The sequence below is a fragment of the Aeromonas sp. sif0611 genome (genome assembly GCF_019218845.1).
GTDB lineage: Bacteria > Pseudomonadota > Gammaproteobacteria > Enterobacterales > Aeromonadaceae > Aeromonas > Aeromonas media.
Window position 1 is genome coordinate 239,583 of record NZ_JAHUWU010000004.1, and the last position, 25,027, is coordinate 264,609.

The window sequence follows — 25,027 nt, forward strand, 5'->3', positions numbered from 1 at the left end:
AGTTAAATAGCTACACTAGCCACACACATCGCATAGGGATATGGACAAATGAGTCTTATCGGTTTGCTGCTGGCCCTGGCTGCCATCCTGGGCGGCAACCTCATCGAGGGGGGACATCCCAGCGCCCTGCTCGATCTCCCCGCCTTTCTCATCGTGATCGGGGGAACCGTGGGAGCCGCACTGACCCAGTTCCCCTTCTCCGTGGTCGGCAAGACCTTCAAGCGTTTCAAGTGGCTCATCTCTCCCCTGCGCCTCGACATGCTGGAGCAGGCTCAGCTACTGGAGACCCTGGCAGGCAACGCCCGGCGCAGCGGCATGCTGGCACTGGAGGGGATGATCGATGACATCAAGGATCCCTTCCTGCAAAAAGGGGTGCAGATGATGGTGGATGGCTACGAGAAGACCAAGATCCACGAGGTGCTGGAAAACGAGATCGAATTCGAGCAGGAAGATCTCGAGCAGACCGTCAAATTCTACGAGGCCATGGGGGGCTACTGCCCGACCATGGGGATAGTCGGGGCCGTGTTCGGCCTCATTCACGCCATGGGGCTGCTGGATGCACCGGACAAGCTCGGTGGTGCCATCGCGGTGGCCTTCATCGCCACCATCTACGGGGTCGGCGCCGCCAACTTGATCTTCCTGCCCTTTGGCAACCGCTACAAGGGCTTCGCCCACCAGATCCGCCACTACAAGGAGATGACCCTGACCGGCATCCTCTGCATAGTGGACGGCGAGTCACAGCAGCGACTGCAAGTGACCCTTGAACCCTACCTCGGAGGCCATGGTGGCGAAAAAGAAAAAGGCTGAGGCACCGGAGAACCATGAGCGCTGGCTGGTCTCCTATGCCGACTTCATGACCCTGCTGTTTGCCCTGTTCGTGGTGCTCTACTCCTTCGCCATGGCCAAGCAATCGGAGACCCGGGTGCTTATCCAGGGCTTTATCGAGTCGCTTGGCAAGATAGGCCTCATCTCTCTGCCAGCCGGTTCTCCCGTGATGCAGGGGGGGACCGGCATTCTGGAGCCGGAGTCCAAGACCACGCCGGGCACCTCCCAGAAGGAGGAAGTGCTGGACACCCAGGCGCCGGCCGCCGCAGCCGATCCCTTCAACGAGACCATAGGCGCCTCGGAGAAACCCAGCGCCACCGAGTCATGGCCCCACAAGACCAAGGAGCAGGAGTGGGCCACCCTCACCAAGCAAAAACTGGATCAGCAGCTCAAGAGCCAGATTGAATCCAAGGAGATCGAGGTGGAACAGCTCGGCAGCCAGCTGGTGATCCGCATCGGCGAGAAAACCCTGTTCCCGGCCGACTCGGCCTTCCTGCAGCCCCAGTTCATCCCTCTGGTCAACAAGGTCTCCGATGTGCTGGCCGATATTCCGGGCATGGTGGTGGTCACTGGCCATACCGACAACTCCCAGGCCCCGGTGGAGCTCTATCGCAACAACTGGGAGCTGTCGGTGCTGCGAGCCGCCACCATAGTCCATACCCTGCTCACCAACCCCAAGCTGGATTCACGTCGCATCATCGCCCAGGGCGTGGCGGACACCCAGCCCCGCTTTGCCAACGACACCCCGGCCCATCGCCAGGCCAACCGCCGGGTGGAGATAGTGCTCTCCCAGGGCAAGGCGGCAGAGCAGGCCCTTCCCCTCCTCGCCCCCTGATGAAAAGACCCCGCCATGCGGGGTCTTTCGTTTTGTCGATTAGTTTGTTTTTTGCACCATTTCGCCATTTCTCCCACCGCGCAAAAGCAATTAAAAATGATTCTCAAATGAGAAAATTGACCCCGCTAGCAAAACGCGATTTTCCCCCCATTGATTAATAATTAATCCTTTGAAATGACATGTAAATCAGTATGAAAGTGGCATACTACGTAGCATCCTTGTTAAGTCACATGATTAATTCGGTTAGGGAAAACCTATATGTTTGCTGATATTGCTGTCCAGCATTGGGCCTTTGCTGTCTACGTCATTGGGGCCATCTGCATCTGTCTGACCATGATAGGCGTCGCCGCCTTGCTGGGGGGACGAGCCTATGGCCGTGCCAAAAACAGGCCCTTCGAATCGGGCATCGACTCCGTCGGCAATGCCCGTCTGCGTTTCTCCGCCAAGTTCTATCTGGTCGCCATGTTCTTCGTCATCTTCGACGTCGAGGCGCTCTATCTCTTCGCCTGGTCCGTCTCCGTTCGGGAAAGCGGCTGGGTCGGTTTCATCGAAGCCACCATCTTCATCACCCTGCTGCTGGTAGGCCTCATCTACCTGTGGCGCATCGGTGCTCTCGACTGGGCCCCGAAGAAACGCGTCCTGACTGACAAGAAGCCAGACTGATTTACCGATTATCCCTTTGAGGTTGCACCATGAAGTACACCCTGACCCGGATTGACCCGGATGCGCCCGTTGAGCGCTACCCCCAGGAACAGCGCCAGACCGTCGATGACCCGCTGGCGCAGCAGGCGACCCGCGGCATCATGATCGGGCGCCTCGAAGAGGTGCTGCAAGACACCGTCAACTGGGGCCGCAAGAACTCCCTCTGGCCCTACAACTTCGGCATCTCCTGCTGCTATGTGGAGATGTGTACCGCCTTCACCTCCCCCCATGACGTGGCCCGCTTCGGCGCCGAAGTCATCCGGGCTTCGCCCCGTCAGGCGGATTTCATGGTGATCGCAGGGACTCCCTTCATCAAGATGGCGCCGGTCATCCAGCGCCTCTATGAACAACTGCTCGAACCCAAGTGGGTCATCTCCATGGGGGCCTGTGCCAACTCAGGCGGCATGTATGACATCTATTCCGTGGTGCAGGGGGTGGACAAGTTCCTGCCGGTCGACGTCTACATCCCGGGCTGCCCGCCCCGTCCCGAAGCCTTCCTGCAGGCCCTGATGCTGCTGCAAGACTCCATCGGCAAGGAGCGCCGCCCGCTCTCTTGGGTGGTGGGCGATCAGGGGGTCTACCGTCCCCAGATGCAGGCGGAGAAGGATCGCAAGCGGGAAGAGCGCATCCAAGTCACCAACCTGCGCACGCCGGATGAGATCTGACCATGAAACTGACTCGAGAATTCCCAAGCAACTACACCATGGCGCAGGGGCAGACGGCGGATCACGCCGATGCCCAGGTGGTCGGCGAACTCTTTGCCCACTTCGGTGCAGAGCGCTTCACGGTGCAGAGCACCCGCACCGGGGTGCCGGTGATCTGGCTCTCCCGCGATCTGCTGCTGGACGTGATGGGCTTTTTACAAAAGCTCCCCTCCCCCTTCGTGATGCTGTTTGATCTCAGCGCCACCGACGAGCGGATGCGCAGCCATCGTCACGGCCTGCCGGACAGCGACTTCACCGTCTTCTATCACCTCATCTCCATCGACCGTAACGCCGATGTGATGCTGAAGGTGCCGCTGATGGAGAGCGATCTGCACCTGCCCACCATCAGCCGCCACTTCCCCAACGCCAACTGGTACGAGCGGGAAGTCTGGGATCTGATGGGCATCACCTTCGACGGTCACCCCCATCTCACCCGCATCATGATGCCCAAGAGCTGGCAGGGACACCCGCTGCGCAAGGACTACCCGGCCCGCGCCACCGAGTTCGATCCCTTCATGCTCGATGCGGTCAAGCAGGATCAGGAGCAGGACAACCTGCTGTTCAAGCCCGAAGAGTGGGGCATGGCCCGTGGCAACGAGAACGAGGACTACATGTTCCTTAACCTCGGCCCCAACCACCCCTCAGCCCACGGTGCCTTCCGCCTGGTGTTGCAGCTCGACGGGGAAGAGATCCGCGACTGCGTGCCCGACATCGGTTATCACCACCGCGGTGCCGAGAAGATGGGCGAGCGCCAGTCCTGGCACAGCTACATCCCCTACACCGACCGGGTCGAGTACCTGGGGGGGGTGATGAACAACCTGCCCTATGTGCTGGCGGTCGAGAAGCTGGCGGGGATCAAGGTACCCAACCGGGTCGACATGATCCGGGTGATGATGGCGGAGCTGTTCCGCATCCAGAGCCACCTGCTGTTCCTTGGCACCTACATCCAGGACGTGGGTGCCATGACCCCGGTCTTCTTCACCTTCACCGACCGGCAGAAGATCTACACCATCATCGAGGCCATCACGGGCGCCCGCATGCACCCGGCCTGGTTCCGCATCGGCGGTGTGGCCCACGATCTGCCCACCGGCTGGGCCCGTCTCATCCAGGACAATCTGCTGAGCTGGCTGCCCAAGCGGTTGATGGAGTATGAAAAGGCCGCCATGCGCAACAGCATACTGCGCGGTCGCACCATCGGCGTCGCCGCCTACAACACGGCGCAGGCGCTCGCCTGGGGCACCACGGGGGGCGGTCTGCGGGCCACCGGCCTCAACTTCGATGTGCGCAAATGGCGCCCTTATTCCGGCTACGATCAGTTCGAGTTCGAGGTGCCGGTGGGCAGCAATGGGGATGCCTACGACCGCGCCACCGTGCGTATCGAGGAGATCCGCCAGAGCATGCGCATCATAGAGCAGTGCATGAAGAACATGCCAGCGGGGCCCTTCAAGGCGGATCACCCGCTCACCACGCCGCCCCCCAAAGAGCGCACCCTGCAGGACATCGAGACCCTGATCACCCACTTCCTGCAAGTGTCATGGGGCCCGGTGATGCCGGCCGCCGAGTCCTTCCAGATGATAGAGGCGACCAAGGGCGTCAACAGCTACTACCTGACCAGCGACGGCTCCACCATGAGCTACCGGACCCGGATCCGGACCCCGAGCTTTGCCCACTTGCAGCAGATCCCCTCGGTGATCCGCGGCCAGATGGTGTCGGACCTCATCGTCTACCTGGGCAGTATCGATTTCGTTATGTCAGATGTGGATCGTTGAGTCCTCTCGCCCCGGCCGACGGGGCGAAGGGCAAGACGCGCAGTAAAGGGAAAAGCCACAAAAGGTCAAGTCATGAGCCAATGTCAGTGTCACAATAACCAGACCCCCCAAGGGCAAGGGGCATGCAGCAGTCAGCAGGGCGATTTCGTCCTGAGCCAGGCTGAGCGCGATGCCATCGAACATGAGAAACACCACTACGAAGATCCCCGTGCCGCCAGCATAGAAGCGCTCAAGATAGTGCAGCAGGCCCGCGGCTGGGTGCCCGACGGCGCCATTCACGCCATCGGCGCCGAACTCGGCATCCCCGCCAGCGATGTGGAGGGGGTCGCCACCTTCTACAGCCAGATCTTCCGCCAGCCGGTGGGTCGCCACATCATCCGCGTCTGCGACAGCATGGTCTGCTACATCAACGGCCACGAGCAACTGCTGGCCGGTCTGAAAGAGGTCGTCAATCTGGCCCCCGGCCAGACCTCCCCGGATGGCCGCTTCACCCTGCTGCCGGTCTGCTGCCTCGGCAACTGCGACAAGGGGCCGGCCATCATGATAGATGACGATACCTATGGCGGACTCGATCCGGTGACGTTGCTGAAAACCCTGGAGGCTTACCCATGAGCATCCAGCCAGGCAAGACACTCGCCTCCCTCGGCACCGCCAACCGCATCCCCCGCGCCCCCGAGACCCATCCCCTCACCTGGCGGCTGCGCGACGACGGCCAGCCGGTGTGGCTGGAGGAATATCAGGCCAAGCAGGGCTATGAGGCCGCCCGCAAGGCACTGGGCCAGATGAGCCCGGATGATATCGTCAGCACCGTCAAGGACGCCGGCCTCAAGGGGCGCGGCGGCGCCGGCTTCTCCACCGGGGTGAAGTGGGGCCTGATGCCCAAGGACGAGAGCATGAACATCCGTTACCTGCTCTGCAACGCCGACGAGATGGAGCCGAACACCTACAAGGATCGGCTGCTGATGGAGCAACTGCCCCACCTGCTGATCGAGGGGATGATCATCAGTGCCCGGGCCCTCAAAGCCTATCGCGGCTACATCTTCCTGCGCGGCGAGTACGTGGATGCCGCCATCCACCTGCGCCGCGCGGTGGAAGAGGCCAAGGCCGCCGGTCTGCTGGGCAAGAACATCCTGGGCTCGGGCTTTGACTTCGAGCTGTTCGTCCACACCGGCGCCGGCCGCTACATCTGTGGCGAAGAGACGGCGCTCATCAACTCCCTGGAAGGGCGGCGCGCCAACCCGCGGGCCAAACCCCCCTTCCCCGCCGTTTCCGGTGTCTGGGGCAAACCCACCTGCGTCAACAACGTCGAGACCCTGTGCAACGTGCCCGCCATCATCGGCAACGGCGTCCCCTGGTATCAGGGGCTGGCGCTGCCGGGGTCGGAAGATCACGGCACCAAGCTGATGGGCTTCTCCGGCAAGGTCAACAACCCCGGTCTCTGGGAGCTGCCGTTCGGCATCACAGCCCGCGAGCTGTTCGAAGAGTACGCCGGCGGCATGAAACCCGGCTATCGCCTCAAGGCCTGGCAACCGGGGGGCGCCGGTACCGGCTTCCTGCTGCCCGAGCACCTGGATGCCCAGATGTACGCAGGCGGCATCGGCAAGGTCGGCACCCGCATGGGCACCGGGCTCGCCATGGCGGTGGATGACAGCATCAACATGGTAGGCCTCTTGCGCAACATGGAAGAGTTCTTCGCCCGCGAATCCTGCGGCTGGTGCACCCCCTGCCGCGACGGCCTGCCCTGGAGCGTCAAGATCCTGCGGGCCCTGGAGCGAGGCGAAGGCCAACCCGAGGATCTCGCCACCCTGGAGCAGCTGGTCAGCTTCCTGGGGCCAGGCAAGACCTTCTGTGCCCATGCCCCCGGCGCCGTCGAGCCCCTTGGCAGTGCCATGAAGTACTTCCGGTCCGAGTTCGAGGCCGGGGTCAAGGCCCCCCATGACAATCACAAGCTGTTCAAGGGTATCCAGCCCAATCTGCTGGGCGAGCGCTGGTAATACGTCAGGACGCATCGGGCAATAGCCGATTTCACAAAACAGGTTTCAGGGAAGTTGTATGGCAACCATTCATGTAGACGGTAAAGAGTTCGAGGTAGACGGGGCAGACAACCTGCTGCAAGCCTGTCTGTCGCTGGGTCTGGACGTCCCCTATTTTTGCTGGCACCCGGCGCTCGGCAGCGTCGGCGCCTGCCGCCAGTGCGCGGTCAAACAGTACCAGAATGCCGACGACAAGCGCGGCCGCCTGGTCATGTCCTGCATGACCCCCTCCACCGATGGCACCTATATCTCCATCGAGGACGAAGAGGCGAAGGAGTTTCGCAAGACGGTGGTGGAGTGGCAGATGACCAATCACCCCCACGACTGCCCGGTGTGCGAAGAGGGCGGCGCCTGCCACCTGCAGGACATGACGGTGATGACGGGCCACAACAGCCGCCGCTACCGCTTCACCAAGCGCACCCACCAGAATCAGGATCTTGGCCCCTTCATCAACCACGAGATGAACCGCTGCATCGCCTGCTATCGCTGCGTGCGCTACTACAAGGATTACGCCGGCGGCGAGGATCTGGGGGTCTACGGCGCCCACGACAACGTCTACTTCGGCCGGGTCGAGGATGGCACCCTGGAGAGCGAGTTCTCCGGCAACCTGGTGGAGGTCTGCCCCACCGGCGTCTTCACCGACAAGACCCACTCCGAGCGCTACAACCGCAAGTGGGACATGCAGTTTGCACCCAGCATCTGCCAGCAGTGCTCGGTCGGCTGCAACATCAGCCCGGGGGAGCGTTATGGCGAGCTGCGCCGCATCGAGAACCGCTTCCACGGCGCCCTGAACCACTATTTCCTCTGTGATCGCGGCCGCTTCGGTTACGGCTATGTCAACCAGGCCGATCGCCCGCGCCAGCCGCTGCTGCGCGATGGCAATGACAAGCTGGCCATCACGGTGGATGGCGCCCTCAACCGCGCTGCCGATGCCCTGCGCACCGCCTCCGGCATCATCGGTATCGGCTCGCCGCGCGCCTCGCTTGAGAGCAACTTCGCCCTGCGCGAGCTGGTAGGCGCCGACAACTTCTACGCAGGCGTTGAGCAGAGCGAATGGGCCTGCCTGCAGAAGATGCTGCATGTGCTGCACCAGGGCGGGGTACGCACCCCCAGCCTTAGGGACATGGAAGAGGCAGACGCCGTGCTGGTGCTGGGTGAAGATGTCACCCAGACCGCCGCCCGCATCGCCCTGGCCCTGCGTCAGGCGGTCAAGGGCAAGGGACGCGAAATCGCCCGCAAGCTGAAAGTGGACCTGTGGCAGGTCGCCGCAGTGCAGACGCTCGCTCAGAATGAACGCTACCCCTTGCTCATCACCAGCCTGGATCAGACCCGTCTCGACGACGTGGCCGCCGAGACACTGCACGCCCCCCACGCCGATCAGGCCCGCCTCGGCTTTGCCATCGCCCACCTGCTCGACGGCTCGGCCCCTGCCCCGCAGGATCTGGACGCCGATCAGCTGGCCCAAGCCAGCCGCTGGGCCGAGCTGCTCGGCAATGCCAAAAAGCCCCTCATCATCGCGGGCTCAGGTGCCCGCAGTCAGGCGCTGATCGAGGCAGCCAGCAACATAGCCCACGCCCTCAAGGGTCGCGGTCAGGCCGTCGAACTGGCGCTGGTGGCCCAGGAAGCCAACAGCCTGGGGCTGGCCATGCTGGCTGGCAACGCCGCCCCGCTTGAAGCCGCCCTCGAGCGCATCGAAGGGAGCGATCGGCTTGCGCTGATCACCCTGGAGAACGATCTCTACCGCCGTGCCCCCCGCAACCGGATCGATGCCGCCATCAAGCACCTGCAGCATCTGCTGGTGGTGGATCATCAGGACACCCGCACCGCCCAGCAGGCCCACCTGGTGCTGCCTGCCGCCAGCTTCGCGGAGGCCGATGGCACCCTGATCAACATGGAAGGCCGCGCCCAGCGCTTCTTCCAGGTCTATGCCCCCGCCTTCTACGACGCCGACATCCAGGTACGCGAGGGCTGGCGCTGGCTGGCCGCGCTGCAAGGCACGCTGGACAGAAAGGCCCCGCGCTGGAGCACCTTCGACGAGGTGAGTGCGGCCTGCGCCGCCTCGGTTCCGCTACTGGCCACCATGCGCGAAGCCGCCCCCAACGCGGGTCTGCGCATCCGTGGCATGAAGCTCGCCCGCGAGCCGCACCGCTACAGCGGCCGCACCTCCATGCTGGCGGATCAGAACGTGAGCGAGCCCCGTGTGGCGCAAGACCCCGACTCCCCCTTCAACTTCTCCATGGAAGGCTATGCCGGTGCCCGCCAGCCCCTGCAACAGGTGCCGTTCGCCTGGGCACCGGGCTGGAACTCCCCCTCCGCCTGGAACAAGTTCCAGGACGAGGTGGGTGGCAACCTGCGGGCCGGCGATCCCGGTCGTCGCCTGCTGGAGCCAGGCAGCGAGTCCCTCGGCTGGTTCGACACCATTCCCGCCCCCTTCAGGGCCGAGGCAGCCCTGCAGGTGGTCAGTTATGACCAGCTGTTCGGTGGCGACGAGCTCTCCGCGCGCAGCCCCGTCATCCAGGCCCGCATGGGGGACCCCGAGCTGGTGCTGAACCCGGCCGACGCCGCCCGCTTGGCCCTTCATGCCGGCCATCTGGTGGCCTTCTCCTGGGGTGGCCACCACTGGCGGCTGACCCTGCGGCTCAGCGAACGGCTGGCATCGGGCCTGCTCGGCCTGCCCCTGGGGGCCCATGGTCTGCCGACCGCGCTGCACCAGGCCTATGTGACTGACTTGCAGGAGGCCATCGCATGAGCAATGAGCTGATCGATCTGTTGCTGGAGGTAGGCAAAGCCTTGATCGTGCTGGTGGGGATCGTGGGGGCAGGCGCCTTCATGAGCTTCATCGAGCGCCGTCTGCTGGCGCTCTGGCAAGACAGGTACGGCCCCAACCGGGTGGGCCCCTTCGGCCTGCTGCAACTGGCGGCCGACATGGTCAAGATGTTCTTCAAGGAGGACTGGATACCGCCGTTCGCGGATCGCCGGATCTTCGTGCTGGCCCCCATCATCGCCTTTACCGCCTTTATTCTGGCGTTTGCGGTGGTGCCCATCACCCCCACCTGGGGCGTGGCGGATCTCAACGTGGGGCTGCTCTACATCCTGGCCATCGCAGGGCTCGCGGTCTACGCCGTGCTGTTCGCCGGCTGGTCGAGCAACAACAAGTACTCATTGCTCGGCAGCCTGCGCGCCTCGGCCCAGACCCTCTCCTACGAGGTGTTCCTCGGCCTGTCGCTCATGGGCATCGTCATCCAGACCGGCAGCTTCAACCTGCGGGACATAGTAGAAGCGCAAGCCGGATTGTGGAACGTGATCCCCCAGTTCCTAGGCTTCATCACCTTCCTGTTTGCCGGGGTTGCCGTCACCCACCGCCACCCGTTTGACCAGCCGGAGGCCGAGCAGGAGCTCGCCGACGGCTATCACATCGAGTACGCGGGCATGAAATGGGGTCTGTTCTTCGTGGGCGAGTACATCGGCATAGTGCTGATCTCCTCCCTCATCGTGACCCTCTTCTTCGGTGGCTGGCACGGCCCCTGGCTGCCGCCCTTCATCTGGTTTGCCCTGAAGACCGCCTGTTTCATGGTGTTCTTCATCCTGCTGCGGGCCTCCCTGCCCCGCCCGCGCTTTGACCAGGTGATGTCCTTTGGCTGGAAAGTCTGCTTACCGCTTACCTTGCTCAACATGCTGGTAACCGGCGCCGTCGTGCTTATGAACGTGCAGTGAGGCACCAATGAAAATTACGAGCATTATCAAGGGTGTTGGCACCCAACTGCGCAGTCTGGGGATGGTTTTCTCCCATGCCTGGCGCCCCCGCGAGACCCTGAACTACCCGGAGCAGCAGGTCTATGCCGCCCCCCGTTTCCGTGGCCGCATCGTACTGACCCGGGATCCGGACGGTGACGAGCGCTGCGTGGCGTGCAACCTGTGCGCCGTGGCCTGCCCGGTCGGCTGCATCTCGCTGCAAAAAGCGGAGCGGGACGACGGTCGCTGGTACCCGGAGTTCTTCCGCATCAACTTCTCCCGCTGCATCTTCTGCGGCCTGTGTGAAGAGGCCTGCCCCACCACCGCCATCCAGCTGACGCCGGATTTCGAGATGGGAGAGTATCGCCGCCAGGATCTGGTGTACGAGAAGGAAGATCTGCTGATCAGCGGCCCCGGCAAGTACCCGGACTACAACTTCTACCGCATGAGCGGGATGGCCATCGACGGCAAGCCCAAAGGGGATGCCGAGAACGAAGCCAAGCCCATCGATGTCAAGAGCCTGCTGCCCTAGGAGTCAATCATGGAACTGGCATTTTATGCCGCGGCCCTGGTCGCCGTTTACAGCACGCTGCGGGTCATCAGCACCAGCAACCCCATGCATGCGCTGCTCAATCTCATCATCTCCCTCATCGCCGTGGCCATGATCTTCTTCTGCCTGGGGGCCTCCTTTGCAGGCGCCCTGCAGGTGATCGTCTACGCCGGCGCCATCATGGTGCTGTTCGTGTTCGTGGTGATGATGCTGAACCTGGGGTCCGCCCAGGATCAGGAGCGCAACTGGCTCACCCCCATGACCTGGGGTGGACCCGCCCTGCTCTCCCTCATTCTGCTTGGCTTTCTGGCCCATGGCATCCTCGGGGTCACCGGCGGTGAGTTGGGGCTGACCGACGTCAGCGCCAAGGAGGTCGGCATCGCCCTGTTCGGCCCCTATGTGCTGGCGGTGGAGCTCGCCTCCATCCTGCTGCTGGCGGGTCTGGTCACCGCCTATCACCTTGGCCGTGAAGACAAGAGCGGGGAGGTGCTTTCCGTCCCCAAAACCGCCCCCCGTCAGAACCAAGAAGGAGGTCAGCAATGAGTGGTATCCCCATGGTGATGCATGACCTGCTGCTGGCGGCTTGCCCCCTTTCCGTCCTGCAAGCTCAAGGAGAATGGCGATGAATGGAATCCCAATGGAACACGGCTTGCTGCTGGCGGCCATCCTGTTCTGCATCGGTTTGTGCGGTCTGCTGATCCGCCGTAACCTGCTGTTTATCCTCATGAGTATCGAGATCATGATGAATGCGTCCGCACTGGCGTTCGTAGTGGCAGGCAGCCGCTGGGCCCAGGCCGACGGCCAGATCATGTACATACTGGTGATTTCTCTGGCGGCAGCGGAGGCCAGTATCGGCCTCGCCCTGTTACTGCTGCTCTATCGTCGTTACCACACCCTGAACGTGGACACTGTGAGCGAGATGCGCGGATGAGCCTCCTATACCTGACTTTCCTGTTCCCCCTGCTGGGGTGGCTGGTGCTGGCCTTCTCCATCGGCCGTTTCGGCGAGCGTAGCGCGGCACTCATCGGTGTCGGCAGCATAGGCCTGTCGGCCCTGACCACGCTCTGGGTTGGCATCGACTTTTTCGGCAACATGCCGGAAGGCGGCGTCTATACCCAGACCCTGTGGCAGTGGATGTCGGTGGACAGCTTCACCCCCACGTTCCGTCTGGCGCTGGATGGGCTGTCGCTGACCATGCTCGGGGTGGTGACCGGGGTGGGTTTCTTCATCCACCTGTTCGCCTCCTGGTACATGCGCGGGGAAGAGGGCTATTCCCGCTTCTTCACCTACACCAACCTCTTCATCGCCAGCATGGTGTTCCTGGTGCTGGCCGATGATCTCTTGTTCGTCTACCTCGGCTGGGAAGGGGTGGGGCTGTGCAGCTACCTGCTGATCGGCTTCTACTACCGCAACCCCGCCAACGGCGCCGCCGCCCTCAAGGCCTTCGTGGTGACCCGGGTCGGCGACGTCTTCCTCGCCATCGGGCTCTTCGTGCTCTATCGCGAGCTCGGCACCCTCAACATCCACGAGCTGCTGGTGCGCGCCCCCGCGATGTTTGCCGAGGGCTCCCCTGCCCTGTCGTTCGCCTGCCTGATGCTGCTCGGCGGCGCGGTCGGCAAGTCAGCCCAGCTGCCCCTGCAGACCTGGCTGGCAGACGCCATGGCGGGCCCGACCCCGGTCTCGGCGCTGATCCACGCGGCCACCATGGTGACCGCCGGTGTCTACCTCATCGCCCGCACCCATGGTCTGTTCCTGCTGGCCCCGGAGATCCTCCATCTGGTGGCCCTGGTCGGTGCCATCACGCTGGTGCTGGCAGGCTTTGCCGCCCTGGTCCAGACCGACATCAAGCGGATTTTGGCCTACTCCACCATGAGCCAGATTGGCTACATGTTCCTGGCCCTGGGGGTCGGCGCCTGGGAAGGAGCCATCTTCCACCTGATGACCCACGCCTTCTTCAAGGCGCTGCTGTTCCTCTCCGCCGGTGCCGTGATAGTCGCGACCCACCACGAGCAGAACATCTTCAAGATGGGGGGCCTGCGCAAGAGTCTGCCGCTGGTCTATGCCTGCTTCCTGGTGGGAGGCTCGGCCCTGGCCGCGCTGCCGCTGGTCACCGCCGGCTTCTACAGTAAAGACGCCATCCTCTGGCAGGTGCAGGCCAGTGGCCAGAGCGCCCTGCTGTGGGCCGGTCTGGGTGGGGCCTTCCTGACCTCCCTCTACACCTTCCGCCTCATCTTCATTGCCTTCCATGGCAAGGTGCAGACGCAGGCGCACAAAGGCCACGGTCTGGCCCACCAGCTGCCGCTGCTGGTGCTGCTGGTGCTCTCCACCGGGGTGGGTGCATTGATAGTGCCGCCGCTCGCCGGGGTGTTGCCGGCTGGCCCCGGGGATCATATCGAGGAGGGGCGCCACGCCCTGGAAGTAGCCTCCGGTATCGTCGCCATCGCCGGCATCGCTTTGGCCGCCGTGCTGTTCCTCGGCGAACGCCGCCTGGCGAAGCAGATCGCCGAGAGTGCGCCGGGCCGCGCCCTCAGCACCCTCTGGTTCAATGCCTGGGGCTTTGACTGGCTCTATGACTGGCTCTGGGTCAAGCCCTACCTGCTGACAACCCGCTTGCTCGGCAAGGACCCGCTGGATCGGATGATGAACCTGCCCGCCGTGCTGGCCCAGGGTGGTCACCAGCTGCTGGCCTGGACCGTCTCCGGCAAGCTGCGCTGGTACGCCGCCTCCATGGGGATGGGCGCCGCCCTGATCCTGGCCCTGCTGCTGCTCGGCTGATCCATGAGCCCAATATGTGTGGCAGGCCCGGGGCCTGCCCGACTAGAACCTAGACGAGAGCTGATATCGTGACCTTACTCTGGATCTTGTTAATTCCTTTTATCGGCGGCTTGCTCTGCTGGCAGATGGAGCGGCTCGGCGGACAATTCGTTCGCTGGGTAGCCCTGCTCTCCATGAGCGCCTGTCTGGTGCTCTCCGGTGCCATCTGGCTGGGGGGTGACTTCTCCCTCGCGAGCCCCGGCCTCCCCGTCTGGGCGGCCGAGTGGCAGCAACCCTGGATCCCCCGCTTCGGCATCTCCTTGCACCTGGCGGTAGACGGCCTGTCACTCCTGATGGTGATGCTCACCAGCTTCATCGGCGTGCTGGCCATCCTCTGTTCCTGGAAGGAAATCGTGCAGCGCATCGGCTTCTTCCACCTCAACCTGCTGTGGATCCTGGGGGGCGTGCTCGGCGTCTTCATGGCGGTGGACCTGTTCCTGTTCTTCTTCTTCTGGGAGATGATGCTGGTCCCCATGTACTTCCTGATCGCGCTCTGGGGCCACTCGGTCACCGACGGCAAATCCCGGATCAACGCGGCCACCAAGTTCTTCATCTACACCCAGGCGAGCGGCCTCATCATGCTGGTGGCCATCCTGGGCCTGGTGCTGACCCATCACGCCAGCACAGGTGTCTTCACCTTCAACTACCTCGACCTGCTCAACACTCCGATGAGCAAGGGCGTACAGTGGCTGCTGATGCTGGGCTTCTTCATCGCCTTCGCGGTCAAGATGCCGCTGGTGCCGCTCCATGGCTGGTTGCCTGACGCCCACAGCCAGGCGCCGACCGCGGGCTCGGTGGACTTGGCGGGCATCCTGCTCAAGACCGCCGCCTACGGCCTGCTGCGCTTCACCCTGCCGCTCTTTCCGGAAGCCTCCGCCGAGTTCGCCCCCTACGCCATGCTCCTTGGCCTGTTCGGCATCGTCTACGGCGCCCTGCTGGCCTTCGCCCAGACCGACATCAAGCGTCTGGTGGCCTACACCAGCATCTCCCATATGGGCTTCGTGATGATCGCCATCTATTCGGGCAGTGAGCTGGCCCTGCAGGGGGCCGTGGTGCAGATGATCGCCCACGGCCTCTCCGCCGCCGGTCTCTTCATCCTGTGTGGTCAACTCTACGAGCGGCTGCACACCCGGGATCTGCGCCTGATGGGCGGCCTCTGGGGTCGGCTGCGCTACCTGCCCGGCGTCATGCTGTTCTTCTCGGTGGCCTCCCTTGGCATGCCGGGTACCGGCAACTTCGTCGGCGAGTTCCTGATCCTCATCGGCAGCTTCCAGGTAGCCCCCATCATCACCATCATCGCCACCTTCGGCCTGGTGCTGGCCTCGGTCTACTCCCTCATCATGCTGCAGCGCGCCTGCTTCGGTGCCCCCAAGGACGAGAGCGTCCTCAAGGGCCTGGACAGACGGGAGCTGGCCATGATGCTGACCATAGCCGGCCTGCTGGTGCTGCTCGGTCTCTACCCGCAACCCGTGCTCGACACCGCCAGCAGCAGCCTACTGAGCGTGCTGCACTGGTACGCGCTGCCAGCCACAGGAGCACTGCAATGATGCCCTCTCCTTCTCTCTCCCTTTCCTTGTCCACACCGGGAGCCTTGTCATGACGTTTACCGCCGCCCAACTATTGGCCCTGCTGCCCCTGTTGCTGACCACGGGGGCCATGGTCGCCCTGATGCTCGCCATCGCCTGGAAGCGCTGCGATGACACCGCCTTCGTGGTGACCATCACAGGTCTCAACCTGGCGCTCTTCTCCCTGCCCATCGTCATGGCCCAGGGAGATCAGGGGGTCACTCCCCTGCTGCAAGTGGACAGCTACGCGGTCTTCTACATGGGGCTGGTGCTCATCGGAGCCCTGGCCACCTGTACCTTCGGTCGCTCCTGGCTCAAGGGCTACCCGGACAACCGGGAAGAGTTCTACCTGCTGCTGCTCATCGCCACCGCAGGCGGCCTGGTGCTGGCGGGTTCCCGTCACCTCGCGTCGCTGTTCATCGGCATCGAGATGCTGACCCTCCCCATGTTCGGTCTGGTGGGCTATGCCTACCGCGAGCGCCACTCCCTGGAGGCCAGCATCAAGTACATGGTGCTCTCCGCCGCCGCCACCGCCTTCCTGCTGTTTGGCATGGCGCTGCTCTATGCCCAGGCGGGCAGCCTGAGCTTCAGCGATCTCGGCCTGACCCTGGCCCAGAGCCCGGCTCACCACCCGCTGCTGATGGGGGGCTTCGGCCTGATGCTGGTGGGCTTTGCCTTCAAGTTGTCGCTCGCCCCCTTCCACCTCTGGACCCCGGATGTCTATGAGGGCGCCCCGGCGCCTGTGGCCACCTTCCTCGCCACCGTGAGCAAGATAGCCGTGTTCTGCGTGCTGCTGCGCTTCTACCTGGCGGTACCGGCCACCTCGGATCCCATGATCCACTGGCTGCTGGCAGCCATGGCAGTCATCTCCATCGTGGTCGGCAACCTCCTGGCGCTGATCCAGACCAACATCAAGCGGATGATGGGTTACTCCTCCATCTCCCACTTCGGCTATCTGCTAGCGGTGATAGTGGCGAGCCGCCTCGGCCAGATGCCGGTGGAAGCGGCCGGTGTCTACCTGCTGATGTACCTCTTCACCAGCCTGGGGGCCTTCGGCGTCATCAGCATGATGTCGAGCCCCTATCGTGGCAAGGATGCGGACTCTCTGCACAGCTATCGTGGCCTGTTCTGGAAGCGCCCTTACCTGACCGCCGTCATGACGGTGATGATGCTCTCCTTGGCGGGCATTCCCATGACGCTCGGCTTCATCGGCAAGTTCTACCTCATCGGGGTGACGGTCGATGCCAAGCTGTGGTGGCTCTCCGGCGCCATCGTGCTCGGCAGTGCCCTGGGTCTCTACTACTACCTGCGCGTCATGGTCACCCTCTACCTTCGCGAACCCGGCATGCAGCTGCGCGATGCCAGGGCCGACTGGGCCTTCTCCTCCGGCGGGCTGGTGGTGCTGCTCTCCGCCATCCTGGTGGTGGCGCTCGGCATCTATCCCCAGCCGGTCATCAGCCTGGTGCAGGGCTTCCAGCACGTGGTGCTGCGCTAGCCTCAAGTACAGCCCACACAACAAAACCGGCCCCCGTGGCCGGTTTTTTTATCTCCCCAAACTGCCGGGCCCCGGGGTCAAGCTCGCCGTGCCAATGCCCTCCCCCCATTCGCCCTCTCACCTCAACGATCATCTTTGCTCTCCCCTCCCTCAGTCACCATTCACCAGCCATCACCCCAAGGGGCGCAGAGCGTCTCACGCGCCCATAAAAAAACCGGCCACGGGGCCGGTTTTTGATTTCTAACATGTCAGCGCGAGATTAACCCAGACGCACGCGAGCGTTTCTGAACATCCGCATCCAGGCGCCATCTTCGCCCCAGTTGTCCGGGTGCCAGGAGTTCGCCACGGTGCGGAACACCCGCTCCGGGTGCGGCATCATGATGGTGGCGCGGCCGTCCGTGGTGGTGACCGCAGTGATGCCCGCCGGAGCCCCGTTCGGGTTGGCCGGGTACTGCTCGGTGACCTTGCCGTGGTTGTCCACGAAGCGCAGTCCCACCAGGCCGCTCTGTTGCAGCGCGGCAAGGTGAGCGGCGTCGCGCACCTCCACCCGTCCTTCCCCGTGGGAGACGGCGATGGGCATCACGGAGCCCGCCATGCCGGCGAAGAAGGCAGACGGGGAGTCCTGCACTTCCACCAGGCTGAAGCGGGCCTCGAAACGCTCGGATCGGTTGCGCACGAAGCGCGGCCAGAGATCGGCCCCCGGGATGAGGTCACGCAGGTTGGACATCATCTGGCAACCGTTGCACACACCCAGCGACAAGGTATCGCCACGCTCGAAGAAGCGCTGGAACTGCTCGCGGGCATTGTCGTTGAACAGGATGGACTTGGCCCAGCCTTCCCCCGCCCCCAGCACGTCGCCGTAGGAGAAACCGCCACAGGCCACCAGGGTCTGGAACTCTTCCAGCTTGATGCGACCGGACAGGATGTCACTCATATGCACATCCACCGCCGCGAACCCGGCACGATCGAACGCCGCGGCCATCTCCACGTGGGAGTTGACCCCCTGCTCGCGCAGTACCGCCAGACGGGGGGAGACCCCACGGGCGATATAGGGGGCGGCCACGTCCTCGGACGGGTTGTAGGTCAGCCTGGCCTGCAGACCCGGATCGGTGGCGTCCTGACGGGCGGCGTGTTCCTGATCCGCGCACTCCGGGTTGTCCCGCAGGCGCTGCATCTGCCAGCTGGTCTCGCCCCAGAGGGTGCGCAGGGCGGTGCGGCTGGCGCGGTACACTTCGGTGCCGGCGCGCTGGAACAGGATGAGGTCGTCTTCACGTACCGTGCCCAGCACGTGGGAGCAGGCCGCCAGACCGTGCCCGGCCAACAGGGTCAGCACGGCTTCCTTGTCGTCGCGGCGCACCTGGATGACGGCACCCAGCTCCTCGTTGAACAGGGCCGGCAGCAGGTCGCCGCCCACACGATCGAGTTGGATGTCGAGGCCGCAGTGACCGGCGAAGGCCATCTCGGTCAGGGTGACGAAGAGGCCGCCGTCGGAGCGGTCGTGGTAGGCAATCAGCTTGCGATCTGCCACCAGCGCCTGGATGGCGTTGAAGAAGCCCTTGAGCTGGACCGGGTTGTCCAGATCCGGGGCACTCTGCCCAAGCTGGCGATAGACCTGGGCCAGGGCGGAGGCGCCGAGACGCTGCTTGCCGTTGCCAAGGTCAATCAGGATAAGATCGGTTTCTCCAAGATCGGTGCGCAGTTGCGGGGTGACGGTATTGCGCACGTCCTCGACCCGGGCAAACGCCGAGATGAGCAGGGAGAGCGGCGAGGTGACGCTGCGCTCCTCCCCGTCCTGCTGCCAGCGGGTTTTCATGGACATGGAGTCCTTGCCCACCGGAATGGTGATACCAAGGGCCGGGCAGAGCTCCTCGCCCACCGCTTTTACGGCTTCGTAGAGGCCGGCATCTTCCCCCGGGTGACCGGCAGCGGACATCCAGTTGGCGGAGAGCTTGACCCGCTTGAGGGAACCGATGTGGGCCGGTGCCAGGTTGGTCAGGGCCTCAGCCACCGCCATACGGGCCGATGCAGCATGAGACAGCAGTGCCACCGGGGTACGCTCCCCCATGGACATGGCTTCGCCGTGATAGCTGTCGTAGGTCGCTGCGGTGACGGCGCAATCGGCCACCGGGATCTGCCAGGGACCGACCATCTGGTCACGGTTGACTAGACCGGTCACGCTGCGATCGCCGATGGTGATGAGGAAGGACTTTTCCGCCACGGTCGGCAGGCGCAGTACCCGCTCGGCCGCCTCGTTCAGGGTGATGCCATCCAGTTGCAGCGCCTTGCCCTGGGCGGGCAGTGTCACCACGTCGCGGTGCATCTTGGGCGCCTTGCCGAGCAGCACGTCCAGCGGCAAATCGATGGGCTGGTTGTCAAAGTGGCTGTCAGAGAGAGTCAGATGCTTCTCTTCGGTGGCGGTGCCGATCACGGCATAAGGAGCGCGCTCGCGCTCGCACAGAGCCTTGAACAGCGGCAGCTTGTCCTGGGCGACCGCCAGCACGTAGCGCTCCTGGGACTCGTTGCACCAGATCTCCAGCGGGCTCATGCCCGGCTCGTCGCTGGCGATGGCTCGCAGGTCGAAGCGGCCGCCCCGATCGCCGTCGTTCACCAGCTCCGGCATGGCGTTGGAGAGGCCACCGGCCCCCACGTCGTGGATAAAGACGATGGGATTGTCATCGCCGAGCTGCCAGCAGCGATCGATCACCTCCTGGCAACGGCGCTCCATCTCGGGGTTGTCCCGCTGCACCGAGGCGAAATCGAGGTCTTCGGCAGACTGACCAGAGGCCATGGAGGAGGCTGCGCCGCCCCCCAGGCCGATGTTCATGGCCGGACCGCCCAGCACGATGAGGGCGGCCCCTACCGGGATCTCTCCCTTCTGGACATGTTCGCTGCGGATGTTGCCGATGCCGCCCGCCAGCATGATGGGCTTGTGGTAGCCACGCACCTCGACGCCGTTGTGGCTCGGCACCTGCTCTTCGAAGGTACGGAAGTAGCCGAGGATGGCGGGACGGCCGAACTCGTTGTTGAACGCGGCGCCACCAAGGGGCCCCTCCTGCATGATGTCAAAGGCGCTGACGATGCGGCTCGGCTTGCCGAAATCCTGCTCCCAGGGCTGCTCGAAACCGGGGATGCGCAGGTTGGAGACGGAGAAGCCCACCAGGCCCGCCTTGGGCTTGGCGCCACGGCCTGTCGCACCCTCGTCGCGGATCTCGCCGCCGGAGCCGGTGGCCGCCCCCGGGAAGGGGGAGATGGCAGTCGGGTGGTTGTGGGTCTCCACCTTCATCAGGATGTCGACGCGCTCCTGGTGATACTGGTACTCACCGCTGGCGGGGCTCGGGAAGAAACGGCCACCCTGGCTGCCCTCCATCACGGCGGCGTTGTCTTTATAGGCAGACAGGACATGATCTGGCGTCTGCTCGAAGGTGTTCTTGATCATCTTGAACAGCGACTTGGGCTGCGCCTCGCCGTCTATGGTCCAGTCGGCGTTGAAGATCTTGTGACGGCAGTGCTCGGAGTTCGCCTGGGCAAACATGTAGAGCTCGATGTCGTTGGGGTTGCGACCCAGGCGGGTGAAGTTCTCCACCAGGTAGTCGATTTCGTCGTCGGCCAGGGCCAGGCCCAGTTCGACGTTGGCCGAGGCCAGGGCGGCGCGGCCACCACCCAGCACGTCCACCTGGGTGAAGGGGCGCGGTTCGTGATGGGCAAACAGGGCGGCGGCCTGGCTCGGCTCATCGAACACCGTCTCCATCATGCGATCGTGCAGCAGGGCCGCGACCTCGCCACGCTGGGCTGCGGTCAGCTCACCCTTGGCCTGCACGTAATAGGCAATGCCGCGCTCCAGCCGCTTGACCTGGTGCAGGCCGCAGTTGTGGGCGATGTCGGTTGCTTTGGAAGACCAGGGGGAGATAGTGCCGGGGCGGGGGGTAACGAGAAACAGCTGACCGCTGGGGGTGTGTTCCGGAATGGTCGGGCCGTAGCGCAGAAGCTGGCCCAAGGTCGCTCGCTCAGGGGGCGACAGCGGGCTCGAAAGCTCGGCAAAGTGCACATATTCGGCATAGACGTCTGCTATCTCTACTCCTCTCTGTGCGCAGCTCTGCAGCAGCTTGTGGACACGAAACTCAGACAGTGCTGGGGCACCACGCAAGATTTCCATATACCTTTCTCACCAAGTTTTAGAGTGTGGGGGGATTTGAGACGCGCGTATTATAGGGATCAGGCCCATCGCGAACAAACGTTTTTCTCATCTCCCACGATGTGACTCCCTCCACCGTCTCTGGTATAAAGGTGCCTCTTTTTTGACAAATGCCGATTTTTTCAACAAGGGTACTCACCTACTTGCGCTGCATTTTTCGACTGTTTATCGGGATGTTGCTGACGCTGGCCCTGGCCGGCTGTGACTTCTATTCCCCCTCCAGCCAGCTGGAGCAGATCCGCCAACGGGGCGAGATCCGTGTTGGCACCCTCTATGGTCCCACCTCCTATTACCAGCGCGACGACACCGCCCAGGGGTTCGATTACGAGCTGGCGCAGCACTATGCCGACTGGCTGGGGGTCAAGCTGACCATAGTCCCGGCCTACTCCACCGCCGAGCTGGTCGAGCAACTGCAAAAGGGCAAGCTGGATCTCGCCGCCGCCGCCATCGTCGTGACTCCGGAGCGACGCAAGCTGTTTCGCTTCGGCCCGGGCTTCTACCAGGTATCCCCCAAGCTGGTCTATCGCAACGGCTCCCCCAGGCCCAAGGATCTCGGCGACATCAAGGGCACCATAGTGGTGCCTGCCGGCTCCACCGGTGAGGACCTGATGAAGGAGATGGCCAGCCAGTACCCCAATCTGAACTGGCGCATCAACCGCGATGCCGACGTGGAGGAGCTGCTCAAACAGGTCGCCGACGGCGAGGTCGACTACACAGTGGTGCAGGACACCGTACTGGCCCGCACCCAGCGTTACTACCCCGAACTCACCGAGGGGCTGACCCTCGCCAGCAAGCAGACCGTGGCCTGGGCCATGACCAAGCTGCCCGATGACAGCCTCTATGCCAGCATCATCGACTTCTTCGGTCAGCGCTTCATGGATGGCTCCATCGCCAAGCTCGACGAGAAGTACTTTGGCCACGTGCAGAACTTCGATTTCGTCGACACCCGCACCTTCCTGCAGCGGGCCAAGAGCCTGCTGCCCAAGTACCAGGATCTGTTCCAGACTCACGCCAAGGAGATCGACTGGCGCCTGCTGGCCGCCATCAGCTATCAGGAGTCCCACTGGGATCCTCAGGCACGCTCCTACACCGGGGTGCGCGGCATGATGATGCTCACCGGCCCTACCGCCAAGGCGATGGGGGTGAATGACAGGCTGCACCCGGAGGAGAGCATCAAGGGGGGCGCCCGCTACCTGCAGGAGATGATGGAGAAGGTGCCCGACTCGGTACCGGCCGACGAGAAGGTGTGGTTTGCCCTCACCGCCTACAACATCGGCTATGGCCACATGATGGATGCCCGTCGCCTGACCAAGGAGCTCGGCAAGAACCCTGATGCCTGGGGGGACGTGAAAGAGGTGCTGCCCCTGCTGCAGCAGTCACGCTGGCATCGCAAGGTACGCTATGGCTATGCCCGGGGTGGCGAGGCGCGCAACTATGTCAACAACGTGCGCCAGTACTACCAGAGCCTGCTGTGGCTCGACAACGAGCAACAGAAGGCTCATCGCCGCGAAACCCTGGACGAGGACGACGGCAGCGAGCCGGCCGCCCCGGCAGAGCGCCCCGCCATCATCGCCGAAGTGGTCAAGCAGATCATCACCCACTGAGCCCTGCCGGGTGTGTCGTCTGGGGAAATTCTCTGTTACCATCCTCCCAGACCCAAGCCTGTCTGAGAGAGGCTTGTTGCAATATATTCATCAACTTGCGATACCGATGGCCCCCTATGTCAGGGCTGTCAGCGTCGCCGGGATGACCAGGGAGGAAAACCAGATGCGAACACGCAGAAGAGCCACGTTGACCAGAAAGACCAGATGCGCCTGGAGCCCCAGACGCAAGCTGAAACTGGCCGACATGAAACGCAAGATATGGCACCGAAACCGCTCCTACACCTTGCTGATTGCGGAGCACACAGCATAAACCCGGCCAAGGCCGGGTTTTTTAGTGCCTTTTTATGCCTCGACCGGCGTCAGCTCAAACTGGACAGTACGTTTGGAGATGAGGCTGTTGCAGTGGTGGCAGAAGTAATCCACGGCGCCACATGCCCTGAGCCGTTCAAGCTCATGCTGGCAGGTAGGGCACAGCGCCCGGATCCGATAGTTGGCATGGCACTGGCCGCAGCTCGCCTCCGCACTGCGGCTGTCCAGCTCGGCGTGGCAGGCCGGGCATGTCAAGAGACTCATGGTCATCTCCTCTCAGGCATGAGCGCTGGGCTCACCTCTCATCTTGCAGATAAAAAAACGGCTGCCACCGGGGCAGCCGTCAGGGCTTATTTCTTGCTCTTGTTCTTCGCCTTGAGCAGGCGATCCCGTTGCCGCTCCTGGCTCAGAGTCAGGGTGTTCTTCTTGCCCTCGAACGGGTTGACCGATTCCTGGAACTCGACCCTGATCGGGGTCCCCATGATCTTCAGGGACTTGCGGAAGTAGTTGATGAGATACCGCTTGTAGGAGTCCGGCAGGTCGTTCAGCTGGTTGCCGTGGATCACGATGCGCGGCGGGTTGTAGCCACCGGCGTGGGCATACTTGAGCTTGACGCGGCGACCATTCACCATCGGCGGCTGGTGGTCTTCCTGCGCCATCTGCATGATGCGGGTCAGCATGGCGGTGCTGGTACGACGGGTGGCGGACTGGTAAGCCTCATTGATGGACTCGAACAGATGGCCGACACCGCTACCGTGCAGGGCGGAGATGAAGTGGACGCGGGCGAAATCGATGAAGCCCAGACGACGGTCCAGCTCGTTCTTGACGTCCTCTTTCACCTTCTGATCCAGACCGTCCCACTTGTTCACCACCAGCACCACGGAGCGGCCGCTGTGGAGGACGAAGCCAAGGATGCTCAAGTCCTGATCCGTGATGGTCTCGCGCGCGTCGATCACCAGCAGGCAGACGTTGGCATCTTCAATCGCCTTGAGCGTCTTGATGACGGAGAACTTCTCCACCGTCTCGTGCACCTTGCCGCGACGGCGCACGCCGGCGGTGTCGATGACCACGTACTTCTGTTCGTCACGCTCCATGGGGATGTAGACGGAGTCGCGGGTGGTACCCGGCATGTCATAGACGATGACCCGGTCTTCACCCAGCATGCGGTTGGTCAGGGTCGACTTGCCGACGTTGGGGCGACCGACGATGGCGAACTTGATGGGCAGGTCGGCAAACGGGGTCTCCTTGGTGTCTTCCCGGGTGTCGAGATCACCGGCGGCCACCATGCGCAGCAGGGCTTCTTCGTCGAAGTCCTCCTCTTCCTGCGTCTCTTCTTCGGCGGCCTCGACCAGGGTCTCAAGGTGGGGAGCCAGCGCCAGCTCCAGCAGGCTCAACACGCCACGGCCATGGGCGGCGGCGATCTGGTAGACCTCCCCCAGCGCCAGACCGTAGAACTCGGAGACCGCGGAGTCACCGTCGATGCCATCGGTCTTGTTGGCGACCAAGAACACCTTCTTGTGGGTCTTGCGCAGGTGCTCGGCGATGGCCTGATCCGCTGCGGTCAAACCGGCACGGGCATCCACCATGAACAGCACCACATCAGCTTCCTCGATGGCCAACAGGGACTGCTCGGCCATCTTCAGCTCGATCCCCTCCTCGGTGCCATCGATACCGCCGGTATCGACCACGATAAATTCCAGCTCGCCCAACTTCGCCTGGCCGTATTTACGATCCCGGGTCAGGCCGGGGAAATCGGCAACCAAGGCATCCCGGGTACGGGTCAGGCGGTTAAACAGGGTGGATTTCCCCACGTTGGGGCGGCCCACCAGGGCTACTACAGGAGTCATAAAAGCCTCATTCTCAAGACGACAAAGGCTCCGGGTCCGAAGACCAGGAGC

Annotated in this window: 19 protein-coding genes; 16 read left to right on the top strand and 3 right to left on the bottom strand. The window is 63.4% G+C overall.

Annotated features, from left to right (window positions below):
• Window positions 1-48 precede the first annotated feature (48 nt).
• From KW824_RS12235 to nuoN, 15 genes are all read left to right on the top strand, one after another.
• On the top strand, window positions 49-807 hold the full coding sequence (locus tag KW824_RS12235; protein ID WP_041205919.1) for a flagellar motor protein: 759 nt from the start codon (window positions 49-51) through the stop codon (window positions 805-807).
• Window positions 782-1,660: a flagellar motor protein MotB gene (locus tag KW824_RS12240; protein WP_218410003.1), complete on the top strand. Its 879-nt coding sequence runs from the start codon at window positions 782-784 to the stop codon at window positions 1,658-1,660. The genes KW824_RS12235 and KW824_RS12240 overlap by 26 nt, the downstream gene beginning before the upstream one ends.
• Window positions 1,661-1,918: 258 nt before the next feature.
• Window positions 1,919-2,323 (top strand): NADH-quinone oxidoreductase subunit A, encoded by a 405-nt coding sequence (locus KW824_RS12245; RefSeq protein ID WP_025327214.1) that lies wholly within the window; start codon window positions 1,919-1,921, stop codon window positions 2,321-2,323.
• A gap of 29 nt (window positions 2,324-2,352) precedes the next feature.
• Window positions 2,353-3,027, top strand: a complete 675-nt coding sequence (locus KW824_RS12250; RefSeq protein WP_005324228.1) for an NADH-quinone oxidoreductase subunit B family protein — start codon at window positions 2,353-2,355, stop codon at window positions 3,025-3,027.
• A 2-nt stretch (window positions 3,028-3,029) separates the two neighbouring features.
• Window positions 3,030-4,835 (top strand): NADH-quinone oxidoreductase subunit C/D, encoded by a 1,806-nt coding sequence (nuoC, locus tag KW824_RS12255; protein ID WP_042650472.1) that lies wholly within the window; start codon window positions 3,030-3,032, stop codon window positions 4,833-4,835.
• Window positions 4,836-4,907: 72 nt separating this feature from the next.
• The gene (gene nuoE / locus KW824_RS12260; RefSeq protein ID WP_042650471.1) at window positions 4,908-5,447 is read left to right on the top strand and encodes an NADH-quinone oxidoreductase subunit NuoE; all 540 of its coding nucleotides are present in this window, start codon (window positions 4,908-4,910) and stop codon (window positions 5,445-5,447) included.
• Window positions 5,444-6,829 (top strand): NADH-quinone oxidoreductase subunit NuoF, encoded by a 1,386-nt coding sequence (gene nuoF, locus KW824_RS12265; RefSeq protein ID WP_218409925.1) that lies wholly within the window; start codon window positions 5,444-5,446, stop codon window positions 6,827-6,829. The genes nuoE and nuoF overlap by 4 nt, the downstream gene beginning before the upstream one ends.
• Before the next feature lie 58 nt (window positions 6,830-6,887).
• Window positions 6,888-9,617, top strand: a complete 2,730-nt coding sequence (gene nuoG, locus KW824_RS12270; RefSeq protein ID WP_218409926.1) for an NADH-quinone oxidoreductase subunit NuoG — start codon at window positions 6,888-6,890, stop codon at window positions 9,615-9,617.
• Window positions 9,614-10,582, top strand: a complete 969-nt coding sequence (nuoH, locus tag KW824_RS12275) for an NADH-quinone oxidoreductase subunit NuoH (protein ID WP_025327220.1) — start codon at window positions 9,614-9,616, stop codon at window positions 10,580-10,582. The genes nuoG and nuoH overlap by 4 nt, the downstream gene beginning before the upstream one ends.
• Before the next feature lie 7 nt (window positions 10,583-10,589).
• Window positions 10,590-11,132: an NADH-quinone oxidoreductase subunit NuoI gene (nuoI, locus tag KW824_RS12280; protein ID WP_025327221.1), complete on the top strand. Its 543-nt coding sequence runs from the start codon at window positions 10,590-10,592 to the stop codon at window positions 11,130-11,132.
• A 9-nt stretch (window positions 11,133-11,141) separates the two neighbouring features.
• Window positions 11,142-11,693, top strand: a complete 552-nt coding sequence (gene nuoJ, locus KW824_RS12285) for an NADH-quinone oxidoreductase subunit J (protein ID WP_218409927.1) — start codon at window positions 11,142-11,144, stop codon at window positions 11,691-11,693.
• A 79-nt stretch (window positions 11,694-11,772) separates the two neighbouring features.
• On the top strand, window positions 11,773-12,081 hold the full coding sequence (gene nuoK / locus KW824_RS12290) for an NADH-quinone oxidoreductase subunit NuoK (RefSeq protein ID WP_005314891.1): 309 nt from the start codon (window positions 11,773-11,775) through the stop codon (window positions 12,079-12,081).
• Entirely contained in the window at window positions 12,078-13,925 is a 1,848-nt protein-coding gene (gene nuoL, locus KW824_RS12295) for an NADH-quinone oxidoreductase subunit L (protein ID WP_218409928.1), read from the top strand. The genes nuoK and nuoL overlap by 4 nt, the downstream gene beginning before the upstream one ends.
• A gap of 68 nt (window positions 13,926-13,993) precedes the next feature.
• Window positions 13,994-15,511, top strand: a complete 1,518-nt coding sequence (gene nuoM / locus KW824_RS12300; protein ID WP_041205928.1) for an NADH-quinone oxidoreductase subunit M — start codon at window positions 13,994-13,996, stop codon at window positions 15,509-15,511.
• A 49-nt stretch (window positions 15,512-15,560) separates the two neighbouring features.
• The gene (gene nuoN, locus KW824_RS12305; protein ID WP_171273708.1) at window positions 15,561-17,024 is read left to right on the top strand and encodes an NADH-quinone oxidoreductase subunit NuoN; all 1,464 of its coding nucleotides are present in this window, start codon (window positions 15,561-15,563) and stop codon (window positions 17,022-17,024) included.
• A gap of 259 nt (window positions 17,025-17,283) precedes the next feature.
• On the opposite strand, the gene purL is transcribed toward nuoN, so the two are convergent.
• Entirely contained in the window at window positions 17,284-21,177 is a 3,894-nt protein-coding gene (gene purL / locus KW824_RS12310) for a phosphoribosylformylglycinamidine synthase (protein WP_218409929.1), read from the bottom strand.
• A gap of 149 nt (window positions 21,178-21,326) precedes the next feature.
• Here purL and mltF point away from each other — a divergent pair, with 149 nt between their 5' ends.
• The gene (mltF, locus tag KW824_RS12315) at window positions 21,327-22,820 is read left to right on the top strand and encodes a membrane-bound lytic murein transglycosylase MltF (RefSeq protein ID WP_161507101.1); all 1,494 of its coding nucleotides are present in this window, start codon (window positions 21,327-21,329) and stop codon (window positions 22,818-22,820) included.
• A gap of 342 nt (window positions 22,821-23,162) precedes the next feature.
• Here mltF and KW824_RS12320 read toward each other — a convergent pair whose 3' ends face one another.
• Both KW824_RS12320 and der read right to left on the bottom strand, forming a co-directional pair.
• A complete protein-coding gene (locus tag KW824_RS12320; RefSeq protein WP_042650463.1) occupies window positions 23,163-23,393 on the bottom strand; it encodes a zinc ribbon domain-containing protein in 231 nt (76 codons plus the stop codon).
• Between the two features lie 86 nt (window positions 23,394-23,479).
• Window positions 23,480-24,976: a ribosome biogenesis GTPase Der gene (gene der, locus KW824_RS12325; RefSeq protein WP_041205938.1), complete on the bottom strand. Its 1,497-nt coding sequence runs from the start codon at window positions 24,974-24,976 to the stop codon at window positions 23,480-23,482.
• Window positions 24,977-25,027 lie beyond the last annotated feature (51 nt).

What these genes read in the sequence shown, in the direction of transcription:
- nuoF (WP_218409925.1), top strand. Translation starts at nt 5,444, where the DNA reads ATGAGCATCCAGCCAGGCAAGACACTCGCCTCCCTCGGCACCGCCAAC.
- der (WP_041205938.1), bottom strand. Translation starts at nt 24,976, where the DNA reads ATGACTCCTGTAGTAGCCCTGGTGGGCCGCCCCAACGTGGGGAAATCC.
- nuoI (WP_025327221.1), top strand. Translation starts at nt 10,590, where the DNA reads ATGAAAATTACGAGCATTATCAAGGGTGTTGGCACCCAACTGCGCAGT.
- mltF (WP_161507101.1), top strand. Translation starts at nt 21,327, where the DNA reads ATGCCGATTTTTTCAACAAGGGTACTCACCTACTTGCGCTGCATTTTT.
- KW824_RS12250 (WP_005324228.1), top strand. Translation starts at nt 2,353, where the DNA reads ATGAAGTACACCCTGACCCGGATTGACCCGGATGCGCCCGTTGAGCGC.
- nuoG (WP_218409926.1), top strand. Translation starts at nt 6,888, where the DNA reads ATGGCAACCATTCATGTAGACGGTAAAGAGTTCGAGGTAGACGGGGCA.
- nuoN (WP_171273708.1), top strand. Translation starts at nt 15,561, where the DNA reads ATGACGTTTACCGCCGCCCAACTATTGGCCCTGCTGCCCCTGTTGCTG.
- nuoL (WP_218409928.1), top strand. Translation starts at nt 12,078, where the DNA reads ATGAGCCTCCTATACCTGACTTTCCTGTTCCCCCTGCTGGGGTGGCTG.
- nuoJ (WP_218409927.1), top strand. Translation starts at nt 11,142, where the DNA reads ATGGAACTGGCATTTTATGCCGCGGCCCTGGTCGCCGTTTACAGCACG.
- purL (WP_218409929.1), bottom strand. Translation starts at nt 21,177, where the DNA reads ATGGAAATCTTGCGTGGTGCCCCAGCACTGTCTGAGTTTCGTGTCCAC.
- KW824_RS12240 (WP_218410003.1), top strand. Translation starts at nt 782, where the DNA reads ATGGTGGCGAAAAAGAAAAAGGCTGAGGCACCGGAGAACCATGAGCGC.
- KW824_RS12245 (WP_025327214.1), top strand. Translation starts at nt 1,919, where the DNA reads ATGTTTGCTGATATTGCTGTCCAGCATTGGGCCTTTGCTGTCTACGTC.
- nuoK (WP_005314891.1), top strand. Translation starts at nt 11,773, where the DNA reads ATGAATGGAATCCCAATGGAACACGGCTTGCTGCTGGCGGCCATCCTG.
- nuoE (WP_042650471.1), top strand. Translation starts at nt 4,908, where the DNA reads ATGAGCCAATGTCAGTGTCACAATAACCAGACCCCCCAAGGGCAAGGG.
- KW824_RS12235 (WP_041205919.1), top strand. Translation starts at nt 49, where the DNA reads ATGAGTCTTATCGGTTTGCTGCTGGCCCTGGCTGCCATCCTGGGCGGC.
- KW824_RS12320 (WP_042650463.1), bottom strand. Translation starts at nt 23,393, where the DNA reads ATGAGTCTCTTGACATGCCCGGCCTGCCACGCCGAGCTGGACAGCCGC.
- nuoH (WP_025327220.1), top strand. Translation starts at nt 9,614, where the DNA reads ATGAGCAATGAGCTGATCGATCTGTTGCTGGAGGTAGGCAAAGCCTTG.
- nuoC (WP_042650472.1), top strand. Translation starts at nt 3,030, where the DNA reads ATGAAACTGACTCGAGAATTCCCAAGCAACTACACCATGGCGCAGGGG.